The organism is Vibrio sp. 2-Bac 85, from assembly GCF_037546705.1.
Classification (GTDB): Bacteria; Pseudomonadota; Gammaproteobacteria; order Enterobacterales; family Psychromonadaceae; genus Psychromonas.
The window spans coordinates 37,171-53,427 of the sequence record NZ_JALAAB010000011.1 but is presented as its reverse complement, the minus strand read 5'-3'; the positions used below and the strand labels follow the sequence as shown (position 1 = coordinate 53,427).

At 38.0% G+C, this 16,257-nt stretch carries 15 protein-coding genes and 1 other RNA gene; 11 read left to right on the top strand and 5 right to left on the bottom strand.

Going from position 1 to position 16,257, the window contains the following annotated elements; translation table 11 throughout:
* Positions 1–56 precede the first annotated feature (56 nt).
* The 8 genes from pilW (at position 57) to MT390_RS12395 (ending at position 8,035) form a co-directional block, all read left to right on the top strand.
* Positions 57–839 carry a type IV pilus biogenesis/stability protein PilW gene (gene pilW / locus MT390_RS12430; RefSeq protein ID WP_499441436.1) on the top strand — a complete coding sequence of 261 codons (783 nt, stop codon included), beginning with the start codon at positions 57–59 and terminating at the stop codon, positions 837–839.
* Positions 832–1,419, top strand: a complete 588-nt coding sequence (locus MT390_RS12425) for a helix-turn-helix domain-containing protein (protein WP_499441434.1) — start codon at positions 832–834, stop codon at positions 1,417–1,419. The genes pilW and MT390_RS12425 overlap by 8 nt, the downstream gene beginning before the upstream one ends.
* Before the next feature lie 290 nt (positions 1,420–1,709).
* Positions 1,710–2,819, top strand: coding sequence for a flavodoxin-dependent (E)-4-hydroxy-3-methylbut-2-enyl-diphosphate synthase (ispG, locus tag MT390_RS12420; RefSeq protein WP_299664056.1), 1,110 nt, complete (start codon positions 1,710–1,712; stop codon positions 2,817–2,819).
* Between the two features lie 228 nt (positions 2,820–3,047).
* Positions 3,048–4,325 carry a histidine--tRNA ligase gene (gene hisS / locus MT390_RS12415; RefSeq protein ID WP_499441433.1) on the top strand — a complete coding sequence of 426 codons (1,278 nt, stop codon included), beginning with the start codon at positions 3,048–3,050 and terminating at the stop codon, positions 4,323–4,325.
* A 34-nt stretch (positions 4,326–4,359) separates the two neighbouring features.
* Positions 4,360–5,040 carry a YfgM family protein gene (locus MT390_RS12410; RefSeq protein ID WP_299664061.1) on the top strand — a complete coding sequence of 227 codons (681 nt, stop codon included), beginning with the start codon at positions 4,360–4,362 and terminating at the stop codon, positions 5,038–5,040.
* 14 nt (positions 5,041–5,054) lie between these two features.
* Positions 5,055–6,254 carry an outer membrane protein assembly factor BamB gene (gene bamB / locus MT390_RS12405; protein ID WP_299664063.1) on the top strand — a complete coding sequence of 400 codons (1,200 nt, stop codon included), beginning with the start codon at positions 5,055–5,057 and terminating at the stop codon, positions 6,252–6,254.
* A 76-nt stretch (positions 6,255–6,330) separates the two neighbouring features.
* Positions 6,331–7,806, top strand: a complete 1,476-nt coding sequence (der, locus tag MT390_RS12400) for a ribosome biogenesis GTPase Der (protein WP_499441431.1) — start codon at positions 6,331–6,333, stop codon at positions 7,804–7,806.
* Position 7,807: 1 nt separating this feature from the next.
* Positions 7,808–8,035: a zinc ribbon domain-containing protein gene (locus MT390_RS12395; protein WP_166369806.1), complete on the top strand. Its 228-nt coding sequence runs from the start codon at positions 7,808–7,810 to the stop codon at positions 8,033–8,035.
* 183 nt (positions 8,036–8,218) lie between these two features.
* Here MT390_RS12395 and MT390_RS12390 read toward each other — a convergent pair whose 3' ends face one another.
* From MT390_RS12390 to MT390_RS12375, 4 genes are all read right to left on the bottom strand, one after another.
* Positions 8,219–8,803 (bottom strand): BON domain-containing protein, encoded by a 585-nt coding sequence (locus MT390_RS12390; RefSeq protein ID WP_166369808.1) that lies wholly within the window; start codon positions 8,801–8,803, stop codon positions 8,219–8,221.
* Between the two features lie 260 nt (positions 8,804–9,063).
* Positions 9,064–9,651: a D-sedoheptulose-7-phosphate isomerase gene (locus MT390_RS12385; RefSeq protein WP_182690220.1), complete on the bottom strand. Its 588-nt coding sequence runs from the start codon at positions 9,649–9,651 to the stop codon at positions 9,064–9,066.
* Positions 9,652–9,659: 8 nt separating this feature from the next.
* Positions 9,660–10,028 carry a YraN family protein gene (locus MT390_RS12380; RefSeq protein WP_166369810.1) on the bottom strand — a complete coding sequence of 123 codons (369 nt, stop codon included), beginning with the start codon at positions 10,026–10,028 and terminating at the stop codon, positions 9,660–9,662.
* Positions 9,997–12,078, bottom strand: coding sequence for a penicillin-binding protein activator (locus MT390_RS12375; RefSeq protein WP_499441428.1), 2,082 nt, complete (start codon positions 12,076–12,078; stop codon positions 9,997–9,999). Before MT390_RS12375 ends, MT390_RS12380 begins: the two co-directional genes overlap by 32 nt.
* A gap of 120 nt (positions 12,079–12,198) precedes the next feature.
* Between MT390_RS12375 and rsmI the strand changes: the two genes are divergently transcribed.
* The 3 genes from rsmI (at position 12,199) to MT390_RS12360 (ending at position 15,291) form a co-directional block, all read left to right on the top strand.
* On the top strand, positions 12,199–13,059 hold the full coding sequence (rsmI, locus tag MT390_RS12370) for a 16S rRNA (cytidine(1402)-2'-O)-methyltransferase (RefSeq protein WP_499441426.1): 861 nt from the start codon (positions 12,199–12,201) through the stop codon (positions 13,057–13,059).
* Between the two features lie 576 nt (positions 13,060–13,635).
* An RNA gene (gene rnpB / locus MT390_RS12365) (RNase P RNA component class A) lies at positions 13,636–14,009 on the top strand.
* 637 nt (positions 14,010–14,646) lie between these two features.
* Positions 14,647–15,291 (top strand): SRPBCC family protein, encoded by a 645-nt coding sequence (locus MT390_RS12360; RefSeq protein ID WP_499441424.1) that lies wholly within the window; start codon positions 14,647–14,649, stop codon positions 15,289–15,291.
* Positions 15,292–15,613: 322 nt separating this feature from the next.
* Here the strand turns inward: MT390_RS12360 and MT390_RS12355 are convergent, their stop codons facing one another.
* Positions 15,614–15,925, bottom strand: a complete 312-nt coding sequence (locus tag MT390_RS12355; RefSeq protein ID WP_166369818.1) for a PTS sugar transporter subunit IIB — start codon at positions 15,923–15,925, stop codon at positions 15,614–15,616.
* Positions 15,926–16,257 lie beyond the last annotated feature (332 nt).

Sequence of the window (16,257 nt, the reverse complement as noted above, 5' to 3'; positions counted from 1 at the left end):
ACAATAGAGATGCTTGAAAGACATTTCCTGCACGACTTTTCGTTCTTGAGGAATTTATGCGTTTTATATTGATTAGCTTAGTCTCTTTATTTTTTATTTCAGCTTGTGTCTCAAGCGAAACAACTAAAACCATTAATAGCCCCAACGGTCAAAAAATGGCTTTTAATCCTGAACGCGCTGCGGATACACGTTTAAAATTAGCTTTGTTATATCTAGAAAACAAGCAGATGCAGCAAGCCAAAGAAAATCTTGATACCGCCTTAAAATACCAACCTAATAGTGCCAAAGTCTTTCGTATCTACGCTTATTATTATCAAAAAGTAAACGAAAACGATAAAGCAGAGCAATTTTATAAAAAATCCTTAGCCTTAGATGATGATAATGGCGATACTTATCATAACTATGGTACTTTCTTATGCGCACAAGGTAAGTATGAAAAAGCAGAAGAGGCTTTCTTAAAAGCAATTTCATTACCACATTACACGCGCGTTGCCCGTACTTACTCCAATGCGGCCGTATGTGCAGAAGAGGCAAAAGATAATAAGAAAGCCATTTTCTATTATGGTTACGCTTTATCGCATAGCCCTAATAGTATTGGTATTAATTTATCTTTAGCTAAGTTAAATATTACTGAAAAAAATTATAAAGCGGCTGCAATTAACTTATTTACCTTTCAACGTAGCTCACCTGCAACGGCAGAAAGCTTATGGCAATGGGTACGTTTGAGTTATGCTTCCGGCAAAAAAGCAAGTTTAGCAAGATATTCGGCACAACTTTTAGATAAATTTCCTACCTCCCAACAAGCTTTGAGCTATTTAAATAATGAGCACCATGACTGATCAAACTCTACAGATGGAAACGACAATGACACTCGATAAAGTTCTTAAAGAAAGTCGATTAGCGGCTAATTTATCTATTGATGAGCTTGCTCTTAAACTCAATTTGAAAGAAACCGTTATTTTAGATATTGAAAATAATTTAGAGCAAGTGATTGCTGAAAATCGATACCCGATCATTTATTTACGTGGTTATATTGCCAATTACAGTAAAATGGTGGGGGTGACTGATCTAAAATCTTATCCTGAATACCAACAATTAATACACCCTGAAAAACGTGTAACAACCTTAAAAAGTCCGCATATTCTCAGGGCAAAAAAAAGCTCAGCAAAAAAAGTGCTCTGGACAATCTTCCTACTGATGTTACTCACCGCCACAGGATTGGCTGTATTTTGGAATTATTCTGCTTTGTTCTCTATGGTAAAACCAGGTGTTATAACTGAAAATAGAGAGATGCGCTTGCCTGAACAATCTGATGAAAATGAGCCTTTGTTTAATGACCAAGATACTTTGCCGACTGAGTCGACAGCGCAACCTGTGACAGCTGATGAACAAAGTGTTGAAACAGAAAGCGCACAGTAATGATCAGCAAGCTAAAGCAATAGCGGCTACCAATCTAACTAATAAATAATATTTGACGCACTAATATGTGAATGAAAAGTCGTTAGTTAATACTTGCAGGAGCGGCTCTATTTCAACTAAAATTAGCGCAATCTATATTGCGGCGAAGTTTCTATTAAATGATGTTAAATTGGTGCGAGTAAGCAACTAATTGTTACTTCGTACAGTCATAATTCAGTCATAATAATTCGACAATAAAAGCGATATACTAACGTATCACCTTGAACCTTTAACTTTAAAGAGTAATTACAATGAGTCATACCTCTTCGATAATACGCCGCGTATCTAAACAGATCATGGTGGGCAATGTCCCTGTGGGTGGTGGTGCACCAATTACCGTGCAATCAATGACTAACACGTTAACAACAGATGTGGATGCAACCGTTGCACAAATCAGACGCTTAGAAGCAGTTGGTGCCGATATGGTGCGAGTTTCTATTCCTACTATGAATGCGGCTGAAGCGTTTCGTGAAATTAAAAAGCAGTGCAACATTCCTTTGATAGCCGATATTCACTTTGATTACCGTATTGCGTTGAAAGTGGCTGAGTACGGTGTAGATTGCCTACGCATTAATCCTGGCAATATTGGTAATGAGCAACGAATCCGCAGTGTTGTGGATTGTGCACGTGATAAAAATATCCCTATTCGAATTGGCGTTAACGGTGGTTCTTTAGAGGTGGATATTCAAGAGAAATATGGTGAACCGACTGCGCAGGCATTAGTGGACTCTGCGTTACGTCATGTGGACATTCTAGATCGCCTTAACTTTGATCAATTTAAAGTCAGCGTAAAAGCATCTGATGCACTATTAGCCGTTGAATCATATCAACTACTAGCAAATCAAATTATTCAACCTCTACACCTTGGTATCACTGAAGCCGGCGGTTTGCGTAGCGGTAGCGTTAAATCTGCGGTAGGTCTTGGTATGTTATTGTCGCAAGGCATTGGTGATACATTGCGAGTGTCGTTAGCTGCTGATCCGGTAGAAGAGATCAAAGTAGGTTTCGATATTTTAAAATCCTTACGCATTCGTAGCCGCGGTATTAACTTTATTGCTTGCCCAACCTGTTCTCGTCAAGAGTTTGATGTAATTGCAACGGTTAATGCCTTAGAAGAGCGTTTAGAAGACGTAGTCATGCCGATGGATGTATCGATCATTGGTTGTGTTGTAAACGGACCTGGTGAAGCATTAATATCTGATATTGGTATTACTGGCGGCAAAAACAAAAGTGGTTTTTATGAAGATGGAACACGCCAGCGTGATCGCTTTGATAATGACAACGTGATTGACCAGCTTGAAGCAAAAATTCGTGCTCGTATCAGCCGTACTGACCAAAGTAACATTATAGTTAAAGGTTAAAAATAACCGGTGCTTAATAAATTAAGTCTGTGTTAATCAACACTTTTAGTGAAAACTTCGTAATAAGCCCAACTGTTTTTAATATTTGGGCTTTTTATTTACCTTAAACGCGGCAAACCTCTGCAGTATTGTTCCATCTAGACACAAACTTCCTTATAATGACTGACAATTTTATTAACAATACATACTGTATGTATTTTTATTCATCGACAGAATTCGGAAATCATTGTGGCAAAGAAGATACAAGCTATTCGTGGTATGAACGATACCCTTCCTGAACAAACCCCTGTTTGGCAGAAATTAGAGTCATTAATTAGACAAACCGTCAGTAGTTACGGCTATTCTGAAATTCGTATGCCGATTGTAGAAAGTACCCATCTATTTAAACGTTCGATTGGTGAAGTGACCGATATCGTTGAAAAGGAGATGTACACCTTTGAAGACCGTAATGGCGACAGCTTAACCTTACGACCAGAAGGGACTGCCTCTTGTGTGCGTGCCGGTAATGAGCATGGTTTACTTTATAACCAAGAACGTAGAATGTGGTACATCGGACCGATGTTCCGCCATGAACGCCCACAGAAAGGTCGCTACCGTCAGTTTCACCAAGTTGGAATAGAAACCTTTGGTATTGCAAGTGCAGATATCGATGCAGAAGTTATTTTATTATCTGCACGTTTATGGAAAGCACTAGGCATTGAGCAACATGTTGAACTGCAATTAAATTCTTTAGGTAGCAATGAAGAACGTAATGTTTATAAAGCGAAATTAGTTGAGTTCTTGCAGTTACACGAAGATAAACTCGACGAAGACAGTAAACGTCGTATGTTAACCAATCCATTACGTGTGTTAGATAGCAAAAATGAAGCGGTTCAAGCAATCTTAGAAGATGCTCCGAAACTATCTGATTATTTTGGTGACGAAACAGCAGCACATTTTGCCAAAGTACAATCATACTTAGATGCAGCGGGCGTTAAATACGTGATCAATGAACGTATCGTACGTGGTTTAGATTATTACAACCGTACTGTATTTGAATGGGTAACAACTAGCCTAGGCTCTCAAGGTACAATTTGTGCTGGTGGTCGTTATGATGGTTTAGTTGAACAACTTGGCGGTAAAGCAACACCTGCAGTGGGCTTTGCAATGGGGCTGGAACGCATTATTTTAATGCTAGAAACCCTAGAATTAAATGAAGATGTTAAAGGTGATGTTGATATCTATAGCATTCTTGTTGGTGAAGGTACTGATATCGCAGGCTTTAAAGCTGCTGAAATTATACGAGACCAATTACCACAATTAAAAATGATGCATCACTGTGGCGCAGGTAACTTTAAAAAACAGATGAAGCGTGCCGATAAAAGCGGTGCAAAAGTTGCGTTAATTATTGGTGAAAGTGAATTAGAGAGTGGTTGCGTCACAATTAAAGACTTGCAAGGAAACTCAGAGCAACAAACCGTTGCAATTGACAGCTTAGTTAAGGTATTACCTACCTACTTTGCATAGTGTATTGATAAAACAGAATAAGTAAGGAACACACGTGGTTGATATTATTGAAGGTTACGAAACAGAAGAACAACAAGTTGATGCCATTAAAAAGTGGTGGAGCGAAAATGGAACCATGTTGGTTGTGGGCGCTGTTGTTGGTTTAGCGGGTCTTTGGGGATGGCGTTATTACGGTGAAACCGTGACGACAAATCAAGAAAAAGCATCGACTGAGTTTCAGCAAGTATTAAGCAAGTTTGAAGCCGACGGTGAAGATCAAAGCAGTACTGAAATGCGTACCTTCATTGCCGAAAACAAAGACAATAACTACGCGACATTAGGTGCATTATTATTAGTTAAAGAAGCCGTTCAAGCTAAAGATTTTGCATTAGCAAAAACACAGTTGACTAATTTGTTAGCCAGCAATAGCTATGAACCGTTAACACCAGTTATTCAATTACGTCTTGCACGAGTAAATAGTGAGTTAGGTGATTATCAAGCGGCATTAACAACGTTAGACAAAATCACAGCAAAAGGCTTTATTGTTAAAGCGAATCAAAGTAAAGGCTTAGTTTATTTAAAGCAAGGCGATCTTGAAGCTGCTCGTAGTGCATTTCAAACAGCAGTTGATGCAAGTGAAGGCCGTGTTGATCCTTTATTACAATTACAATTAGATGATTTAGCCGTTGCTAAAGCAGATGTTGCTCCAGCACCTAAGTTAGATGCTGCGCAATAAATTGAGATAATACAATGATTAAATGGGTTAAAAAGCTAACTGTCATCACCACAACAACACTCGTGTTAAGTGGCTGCTCTATTTTCAGCAGTGAAGATGATGTTGTTAAAATGGCTGAATTGCCAGAGTTTGAAGCGACTTATGAACCATCTATTGCTTGGACAAGCAGTATTAGTGATGGCGTAGATAAATACTACTCACAATTACAGCCTGCCGTGGACAGTAATGCCGTTTACATTGCTGCCCGTGATGGTGAAGTAAAAGCGTTGACGGTTAAAAATGGTAAAAAACTATGGTCAATTGACCTAAGTGACCATGAGTCTAATGACTCTAATCGTTCTGCGCGTTTATCTGGTGGTGTTAGTTTAGGTGGCGATACACTTTATATCGGTACTGAAAATGCACAAGTATTTGCACTTGATGCCACTAACGGTGACATTAAATGGATGAGCAAAGTATCTGGTGAAGTGGTCGCACAACCTATTTATGATAATAGCCTAGTGGTAGTGCATACTTCCCGTGGTGAATTAATTGCACTTGATAGCTTAACCGGCAAGGAAATGTGGAGCTTAACGAATGCTCAACCTAAACTTACCTTGCGTGGCAGCGCAACACCAAGTATCTCGCAAGGCGGGATCATCTATGGTCGTGCTGATGGTTATTTGGCTGCTGCACTATTAAAAAATGGCCAACCATTGTGGCAAGTTCCGGTTTCAAGGCCTTATGGCGCAACTGAGTTAGATCGTTTATCCGACGTTGATATGAAGCCTGTTATTGTTAATGGTACGGTTTATGCCTTGGGTTACAATGGTAACTTAGTCGCAATTGACCTGTTAAAAGGTGAGTTGTTGTGGTCTAAAAAATATTCAGGCTTTAAGAATTTAACGGTATCTGGTCGTGATATTTTCTTAACCGATTACCGTGGTTATGTGTTTGCTGTCAATCGTAATGACGGTGAGCAACGTTGGATGAATAAAGAATTAGCTTACCGTAATGTTACAGGGGTAACCGTCGCTAATGAATATATTGTAGTCGGTGATGCAGAAGGTTATTTACATTGGATTGACCGTGAAAGCGGACAATTTGTTGCACAACAAGATCTAGACTCTGATGGTTTGTACATCGAACCGATCGCAACGTCTACGCATCTTTATTTACAAACACGCAGTGGTGATTTAATCGTCATTGAAAAACCGATATTAAATGTAGAATAATTTAATACGTTTTTACGCTATACTGTAGCCCCTTGCTGTGCATGGGGCTTTTTTAGTTTATAGGATTTCAAAAAATATGTTACCAGTCATCGCTTTAGTAGGTCGCCCTAATGTAGGTAAATCTACGCTTTTCAATCGTTTAACTCGCACCAGAGATGCGCTAGTTGCCGATTTCCCCGGTTTAACGCGTGACCGTAAATATGGTCAAGCCAAAGTTGAAGAACTTGAATTTATCGTGATTGATACCGGCGGTATTCAAGGTGATGAAGAGGGCATTGATGCGTTAATGGCAGAGCAATCATTAATTGCGATAGAAGAAGCCGATGCCGTATTATTTTTAGTAGATGCACGAGTAGGTTTAACCGTTGCCGATGAAGCAATTGCAGCGCATTTACGTAAACAAAATAAAAAAGTTATGATCGTTGCTAATAAGATTGATGGTATTGATGCTGATTCAATGTGTGGTGAATTTTATGCCCTAGCATTAGGCGAAGTTTATCAAATCGCAGCAGCGCATGGTAAAGGTGTACGTCAAATGATTGATGCTGCTCTAGAAGAGTTTCATCAAGAAAACCCAGTGTCAGATGAAGTCGATGAGTATGAATTTGCACTAGATTACGATGATGAAGACGAAGATGAAATCGCTAAAGAGCAAGAACGTTTAGCTGCTTTACCGATTAAACTTGCACTGATTGGTCGTCCTAATGTTGGTAAATCAACACTGACTAACCGTATTTTAGGTGAAGAGCGAGTATTAGTATTTGATATGCCTGGTACAACGCGTGACAGTGTTTATATCCCTATGGAACGTGATGGCCGTGAATATATCCTGATCGATACTGCCGGTGTTCGTAAGCGTAAAAAAGTAAATGAAACCGTTGAAAAATTCTCAGTTATTAAAACCTTAAAAGCGATCGAAGATTCAAACGTAGTGCTATTAATTATTGATGCACGCGATGGTATTTCAGATCAAGACTTAAGCCTACTAGGTTATACCCTAAACTCTGGTCGTTCATTAGTAATTGCAGTGAACAAATGGGATGGCATGACTGAGTATGATAAAGAGCGTGTTAAAACAGAATTAGATCGCCGTTTAGGCTTTATCGATTTTGCTAAAATTCACTTTATCTCAGCATTACATGGAACAGGTGTTGGTCATTTATTTGAATCAGTAGATGAAGCTTACACCTCTTCAACTAAACGTATTTCAACAGCAATGTTGACACGTATTATGGGTATGGCGACAGATGACCATGAGCCACCAATGGTTGGCGCTCGTCGTGTGAAATTACGTTACGCGCATGCGGGTGGTTACAATCCACCATTAATTGTTATTCATGGTAACCAAGTTAAAAAATTAGCTGATTCTTATAAACGTTATTTAATGAACTACTTCCGTCGTACATTAGAGATTATGGGGACGCCGATCCGTATCGAGTTTAGAGAAGGGACTAACCCATTTGAAGGACGTCGTAACAAATTAACGCCGCATCAAATGTATAAACGTCAACGTTTACTACGTAACTACGCTAACAGTAAAAATAAAAAGTAATATGCAGTTATCTTGTCCAGATTGTGAATCAGAGTTAGCAAATAGTGGCGAATTAAAACGCCACTGCCCAAGTTGCAATAGTGACTTTGTAGTTAACGTTTGTTGTCGTGAATGCGGGCAACCATTACAGCGTCTAAAAGCCTGTGGTGCGGTGAGTTTTTGGTGTGATCATTGTAATGAGCTGAAGAGTAAATCGACAGCCATTTACAACTTAGTAAAACAAGCATAGCGCTTGCTATATTTTAAAATAAACTAAACTAAAAATAGCGATAAAAAAAGGGAGTCTCTACATTAATGTAGTCACTCCCTTTTTTATACTTTCAATTTTAAGAACTATATAAGGGCAGACGTTACTAATCTCAATCTTTAAGCCCAGTATCTAAGATTAGTAACCTGAGTCTTCAATCCTTGTTTATTTTTTATCTGGTATCGTTTCAAACACTCTGACTACTTGTTTAACGCCTTCAACATTACTGGTAATGTTGGTCGCAAAGTCAGACATCTCTTTGGTTACTTGACCAATCAAAAATACTTCTGCATTTTCGGTAACCACTTTAATTTTTAAAGGGTCTACTTTATCGTGTCCAGTAAGCTTACTTTTGACTTTAGTGGTCAGCCAAGTATCTTGTGTTTGTCTTACTAGGCCGATGGTTTGACCGATACGTAGTTGGTTATAAACCCCTTTAATACCATCAATATTAATCAAGATATCTTCTATTTTATTACTATTCGCTTGACTATCTGCTTGCCCAATTAATAAAATAAAACTGTTATTAGTGACGATATTAATACGCATATTTTTGTTATATACATCTGAATTAACGACTTTATCAATGGCTACCATGGATAAACGATCATCTTCAATTTGTTGAGAAAGAGTGCGTTCATCACTATTTACCGCGACAGCGGTACCAGCAGCAACAATCAAACCACTTGCACAACCTTGTAACAGTGCAAAACACAATAAAGCGGGTAAAAAACGGGTCATAAATTTCATAATTTTTCCTAGAGGCGGTGAATCTTGCAAGTATATTTTACAACGAGTTTCTGGCTTTTTATATAAGCCTAGACTGATGACCGGTAGTTAGTGCACATAAATAAGTGAAAATGCAGTATAAATAGTCACTTAACCACAAACTTCGCATCACCACAGAGGTATTGAGCTTTATTGGCGAACACTACTTGAATAAGCAGACATTCTTTGTCTGCTTCGATCAAAACATCTCATGGTGCACAAAACAAAAACGATCAGCAGGCTTAATACTGAGGGAATAATTGTTGATCGATTAAGTCACTTAAACAGTTAACTACGAGTAAATGAATCTCTTCAATGCGCGCACCTTTATCACTTGGTGCACGTATTTCAATATCATCTGCTCCTAATAAGCCTGCAATTTCGCCGCCATCAACTCCCGTCATGGCAACAATTTGTATATTTTTACTTAGTGCTGTTTCTACTGCTTTCACCATGTTACGGCTATTACCACCATGGCTGATAGTAATTAATACATCGCCCGGTTGTGCTAATGCAGATATTTGGCGTGCATAAATTTGGTCAAAATGGCTATCACTGGCAATAGCTGACACCAACGATGAATCGGAAGTGATTGCGATGGCAGGTAAAGCAGGGCGATCCGTTTCATAGCGATTAAGCAAGTGTGATGCAAAAATCTGCGCTAAACCTGCTGCGCCACCATTGCCACAAACCAGCAGTTTATGGCCATTGATTAAACAATCTTTAAGCAATAGTGCTGCTGCTTCTATCTGCTCTGGCAGCGCTTCTGCTGCAACGATCTTAGTTTGAATGCTCTCTGCAAAATGAGCTTGAATTTTTTCATTAATCATGTGACATGTTACTCTTGAAATGCATCTTGTATCCACTGCGGTGTTGATGTTTTTTCACTGATCGCGACCACATCAAAACGGCAATAGGGTTCACTATTAAGTTGCGATAAATAATGCTTTGCTGTTTTAATTAACTTCTGTTGTTTTTGATAGGTTACGGATGCCGTTGCGCCACCATAATCTTGATTTTTTCTATACCGTACTTCAATAAAAACTAATGTATCTTGGTCTGACATAATCAAATCTATTTCACCGAATCGGCAATAGAAATTCTGACATACGAGCAATAAGCCTTGCTTCTGTAAAAAAGCCAAGGCTTGTTGTTCGTATTTTACGCCACTGCTATTACTGTTCTGAAACAGACGAGGTAACTTCAACGAGTTCGCCTTGTTGATATTTTGCCCAGTGTAACTTACTACGTAAGGTATTGCGCTGATCTAATGTTAACTCGCCCACCAAACCTTGATATTTATATCCTTCAATAACTTGCATTTGTTTTAACTGCTCAATCAAGTTGTAGCTGTCATACCCAAGTGCAAATAAACGTAATGTTCTAAAGCTTTGGTGTGGCCAGATTGCTTGAATATTTTTATTCATTTGACTGTCGTCATCCATTAAAAAGGCAATATCTGAAAAAGTCAGTTCAGAAAGCTCTTTATTTTGAATATTGGCCAAATCAGAAGCATGGCTACGTGAACTTGCATAAAGAGGAATACTCTCTGCAAAAGGGCTCACTGTCACTGCAATAAAAGGTTTCAATAAAATTAATTCACTACGGCTACTAATAATATAGATAGCATCCACATCACGACGGCTTCTAAGCTCCGAGTCAATACCATAGCCAATGACCGATCTCATCTGGTTAATACGTTGTTGGCTTTTATCTGTTTGTAATGCAGCTGATATTAACTTTGGATACTCTGATTTAGCTGCAAAATAATGCGTTTCAGCTGGATAACCCTCTATGCCATTATCAGATTCTGCTTGTTGCTCTTCATTTAACGCTTTCCAACGCGCTTCAAATGCAGCGGCAACACGCTCACCAAATTTAGATTTTGGCGCTAACAATAAAGGCTTTTTATGATTATGTTCAAAAATAGTTTCTGCCGCTTGCTCTGCTTCATTTTCCGGAGAAAGTGGAAATGCGTAATGAATTGATGAGCTTGCCGCCGCTGAGTCATCATCTTCTTGGAAGCGATTTAAAGCTAATACGGGAATATCTGTAATTAAAGGTAATAACTGATCAATATTAGATTTTACTAAAGGGCCGATTACAAAATCAATACCTTGAGCATGTAATTGGTCCGCAATCGATTGTGCAGTTTGTTTTGTTGTGTCAATAAACAGCAAATCGGCCGGAGGCGCTTTTAACTCACTCGGAATAATGATTTCAGGTGTATAAGCCATTGACGTATCAGACTCTTTAAACTGTGCCTGTTCGCTATCTAACTGCTTTTCCAATGCTAATTTATTATAAAAAGCATGGCTGATGCCATATTGTATTGCTTCTGCTGGTTTCTTAAATCGACCTGATAACGGTAATAGCACCGCAATTTTATGTGCTTCGTAAGGAATTGCCTCTTCAATATTAGTTAATTGCGTTGGCATATAATCAATAACAGGGTGAGTTGAATAAGCTAACTTCCAAGCATCCACCGCTTGCAGTAATTGGTTATTACGTAATTGATAGCGTTGATAAACGCTAGCTAATGCATACCAACCATGTACAAACATCTCTTTTTGCTGTGTAACAAGTGCTGTTTGTGCATTTGCATTATCACCAGTCGCATCGCTGATTGGTGCCTCATTTGAGAATATTTGTGCGCTTGAGGTAACTTTTTTAAATTTGTTTAAAATGCTTGGGTCTAATAGCGATAACTCATTTAATAACAAATCATTGTAAGTTTGTTTCTCTTGACCTGTAGTTAATAGAGGTGTTAATTCCAGCAATGTATCGGACGCTGCTTGATGTTCTTTATTACTAACTTGCAAATCAACTTTTATCTTTAAGTAATGGAAATTTGCAGGTGCACTTAATACATTCTGATCAATCTTTTTAAGTGTCGTATAGGTGTTATCAAATTGATTAAGCGCGTAGTCATTTTCAGCAATCAATAACAATAAATGATTGTTTTGTTGTGTCGTCAGCGTTTTCTTTTGTAAATGTTCAATCACAGAATCTGCTAAAACAAATTTATTTTCCTGTGTTAATGCTTGTACAGCCGCTAATTGCCATTGCGTATTGTTAGCTTCATCGAGCTTATCGGCTTGTTTTAATAAATATTGTGCTGATTCATTAAACTCAGTAAACAATGTTGGTGCAGTACTTTTATCTGGCTCAATGACAGAACAAGCAGACACAAACAACATGCTCAAAACCATGAGAGGAAAGTATAAAGCGCGTTTAGATAAGATTGCAGTGTTCAAATTTTTTGTCCTTTTTAATCAAACCAATCTCAGATCAGTTTTCAGATAGGTATCAAGATGCCTATAGTGTAATATTGCCGACTTAGTTAAACAATCCTTAACACTTTAATAGAGTCGAATATGTCTGAAAATAATCAATTAAATAACGAAGTAAGCGCAAAACTGTATATTGTTGCCACTCCTTTGGGCAATATTGGAGATATTACTTACCGCGCCATTGAAATATTAAAAAACGTTGATTTAATTGCAGCAGAAGATACTCGCCACAGCGGTAAACTATTAAGTTACTACCAAATAAGTAAGCCTACTTTTCCATTACATGATCATAATGAACGTCAACGCGGCAGTGTGTTGATTGAAAAGATAAAAGCAGGGCAGTCTGTTGCTTTGATCTCAGATGCAGGTACTCCGTTAATTAGTGATCCTGGTTACCATTTGGTTAATGAATGTCGTGAAGCGGGTGTTGATGTTGTGCCTGTCCCCGGTGCATGCGCTGCTATTACTGCACTTTCGGCGGCTGGTTTACCCTCGGATAGATTTTCATTTGAAGGTTTTTTACCGGTTAAAGAAAAAGCAAAAACAGAGAAACTGACCGCATTAGCAGAAGAAACACAAACCATGATCTTTTATGAATCACCACGTCGTATTCAAGATACAGTGAAACATATCATTAATATCATGGGTGCGGATCGTAAATTAGTGATTGCACGTGAATTAACTAAAATGTTTGAGTCGTATTACGTGTTACCAGCTGATGAAATGTTGGATTGGTTAGGACAAGATACCAACCATTGCCGTGGTGAATTTGTATTGATGGTAGCAGGTGCGAGCAAAGATAAAGATGCACTCTCGGTAGAGGCGATCAAAACACTGACTTTATTGAAAAAAGAGTTACCACTTAAAAAAGCTGCCGCTATCACTGCTGAAATTCATCATCTTAAGAAAAATGACCTTTATAAATGGGGCCTAGAAAATTTATAGGTCGAATAAAGCCCGTACCAGTTTTTCTACATCACCTTTCAAACTATAAATCTGCCTTTAGTAAGTAAAGGCAGGTTTATAGTTCTTCGTTTAGTTCGTGTATTACTTTAAATATTTGATAGCCCTTAATCTATACCCGTTACCATTCAAGATGCAAAGTTCAGCAAGTTGTGAGGTGAGTAGCTTCTAGGCAGAAAGTTGAAGATCTAACTAGTTCAATCAATACTTTCTAACAACGAAGATGCTTGCCTCACAACTTACCCTGTGGGTCGTTAGCTCGAAAAGCAATTCAGCGTTGCAACATTCGATAAGGACTCGCCATTGTCATCATGTTACGCCTTGCCTTACTGTCCAAGCTAACGACTGAATAAAGCATCTCGATTGATAATGGGTATATAACTGCTTTTAATCTATAAATACCTTTAGTCTATAAAATGATTTAATTTGTTAATGCAAGTCGTTTGAAAAATGAAATAACTTACATGTTTGCTTATTATTTGAACCTAAGAATTATTACAACAATTATAATTGCTTTAACTACTTGTAGTGTGATCGCTTTACCGTATAATACGCCGCGGAGTTGGCCAGATCGTCGCCGCTTTGATTGCTTTAGATGTATTTCTAGAGTATTGAAAAGGGGAGGAAAGTCCGGGCTTCAAAGGGCAGGGTGCCAGGTAACGCCTGGGTAGCGCGAGCTAACGACAAGTGCAGCAGAGAGGAGACCGCCTGCTAATTTATTAGTAGGTAAGGGTGAAAGGGTGCGGTAAGAGCGCACCGGCTAGTGGGTAATCATTAGTGCAAGGTAAACTCCACCCGAAGCAAAACCAAATAGGCTTCCTGAGGCATGGCCCATGCTGGAAGCGGGTAGGTTGCTTGAGCCTGTGAGTGATTGCAGGCCTAGACGAATGACGATTCAACGACAGAACCCGGCTTATCGGCCAACTCCAACCATTCTAGACCCTGTTTACTTTATGTGAACAGGGTCTTTTTCGTTTATAGGGTTTTAGTTTTATATTTAAATTACTTGATGATTGCAGGGCATTTACAGACGTACGCGAATGACTATACACGATAGAGTCCAGTCTATTGGCCAACTCCAACCATTCTAGACCCTGTTTACTTTATGTGAACAGGGTCTTTTTCGTTTATAGGGTTTTAGTTTTATATTTAAATTACTTGATGATTGCAGGGCATTTACAGACGTACGCGAAAGACTATACACGATAGAGTCCAGTCTATTGGCCAACTCCAACCATTCTAAACCCTAGTTTATGCAAATAAACTAGGGTTTTTTCGTTATTGGAGTTTAATCTTTCATGAAGTCGCTTGATAATTGCCAGAGCACTTACAGATTTATGTAAATGACGACCTAACGATAGGACGTGTTTACAGATCAAGTCCAACCATTTTAAGAACTGACGTGGTTTAATTTATTCTGCTAACCCAGTGAATACATCATTGATTTAACTGGAGGTTGAAATGAAAATACCTAAAATCTCTTCAATACATACAGTGTGTTATACTTCTTTTTTGTTAAACAGTGGGTTTTTATTGTGTCACTGTTCTTTTATGGAATGGAGAGCACTAATGGAACATCGTTTAAGCATAATTTCTGTGTATTTTTTGTTAGTTTCTACTCTGTGGCTTTCTGGTTGTGCCAATGTACAGTTGCAACAGAAAAAAGTAGCTGAATCAATGGCGAGTGTTCAGGTTGATTTAAAGCAACACAAGCAAAGCGATTTTAAACAGGTGGAAGCACGTTTTTATACTTACAAATCTAAAGAGCTCGTGTTTAGAGTCTTATCAAATATTAAGCAAACATCACAATGGTTGCAGCGGTTGGATAGCGTAGAAGTATTGACAGTCTATAATAACCAGAAATATTTATTGCGAACCATCATAAACAGCCCTTGGCCGTTTAAAAATCGAGAGCTCATTACCTGTGTTAACACTTCCTTTGAGGAAACGATCATCACTATTAATATTGTTTCTTGTAGTGAACAAGTAGCAATTAATGATCTTTATGTTCGTGTTTCACAAGTTGAATCGAGTTGGGTAATCAAAAAACGTAGTGACTCATTAGTTGAAGTCAATTATAAAACGTGGATTGATCCTGCTGGCAACGTACCTGCATTTATCTTCAATAATGAACTGGTGGATAGCACTGAACGGGATCTGAAAAAACTAAACGTTATTATCGATGACGCTTCATTAGAACAGTTTTCCTATTAGGTTTATTCATTACTCACTACTCATTATTAACGCTTGGATGTGCTCATTGCGGCATTATTAATACTAGTTTTCTCCTCTCATCTACTTTATTTCCTATGACATTGTCATCAACAAACAAATCAAAGCCGTTGTACACAGTGATAAAGGAAAACGCAACAAAGTTTATGATGACAGCTGAGAGTAATAGATCAAAAAGTAGGATCGCGGTCAATCACTTTTCACTACCGTATCACTCCGCGATTAAATTTCACCTTTTAAAGGTGAAATTTAATCGTTATTCAAATGCGGAATGACAGTGCTAATGCTATTTATATGCAATTTATTAGTTTTTAGATAGTGCAATAGCCTGCTTCAGGATCACATCACCTTTCATCATTCCGTAATCGATCATTTCGATTTTTCCACAACCCAATCCTTTTTTAACACAGATACTGTTAAAGTGATCGAACTGATACGAAATCTGGGGGGCAATCATACACACATCATATTTATCAACAACATCGTTAAACTCTGATTGTGAATATGCCTTAATTTCAGCATCAATACCTTCTGCTATTGCTGCTTCTTTCATTTTATTAACTACCATTGAGGTAGACATGCCAGCTGAACAAACGAGAAAAATTTTTATAGCCATTTTATGCCTCTTTAATTATCGTTACAGATTGCCTGCTTATAAGTTGTGTTTATTATCAGTGTTTTATTATCAGTGTTCTGTTATAAATTTTTCTAACAACACTTTTGTAGAATCTAAACCGGTTAATGTGTATTTTCTTTAGATGTACGACCATTTTATTTTAAAAATTGTATTTTTTCTTAGCCTAAAATAGTTGTTTAGATTTAATAACAGCATACCAATAAAACCATATGGTTTTTATTTTCTTTAACGAAAACAAAGCTTTTATCACAAAACAATATACTTAAAATTTTAATATGAAAGCACTATGTTTATTAACCATATAGTTTTAT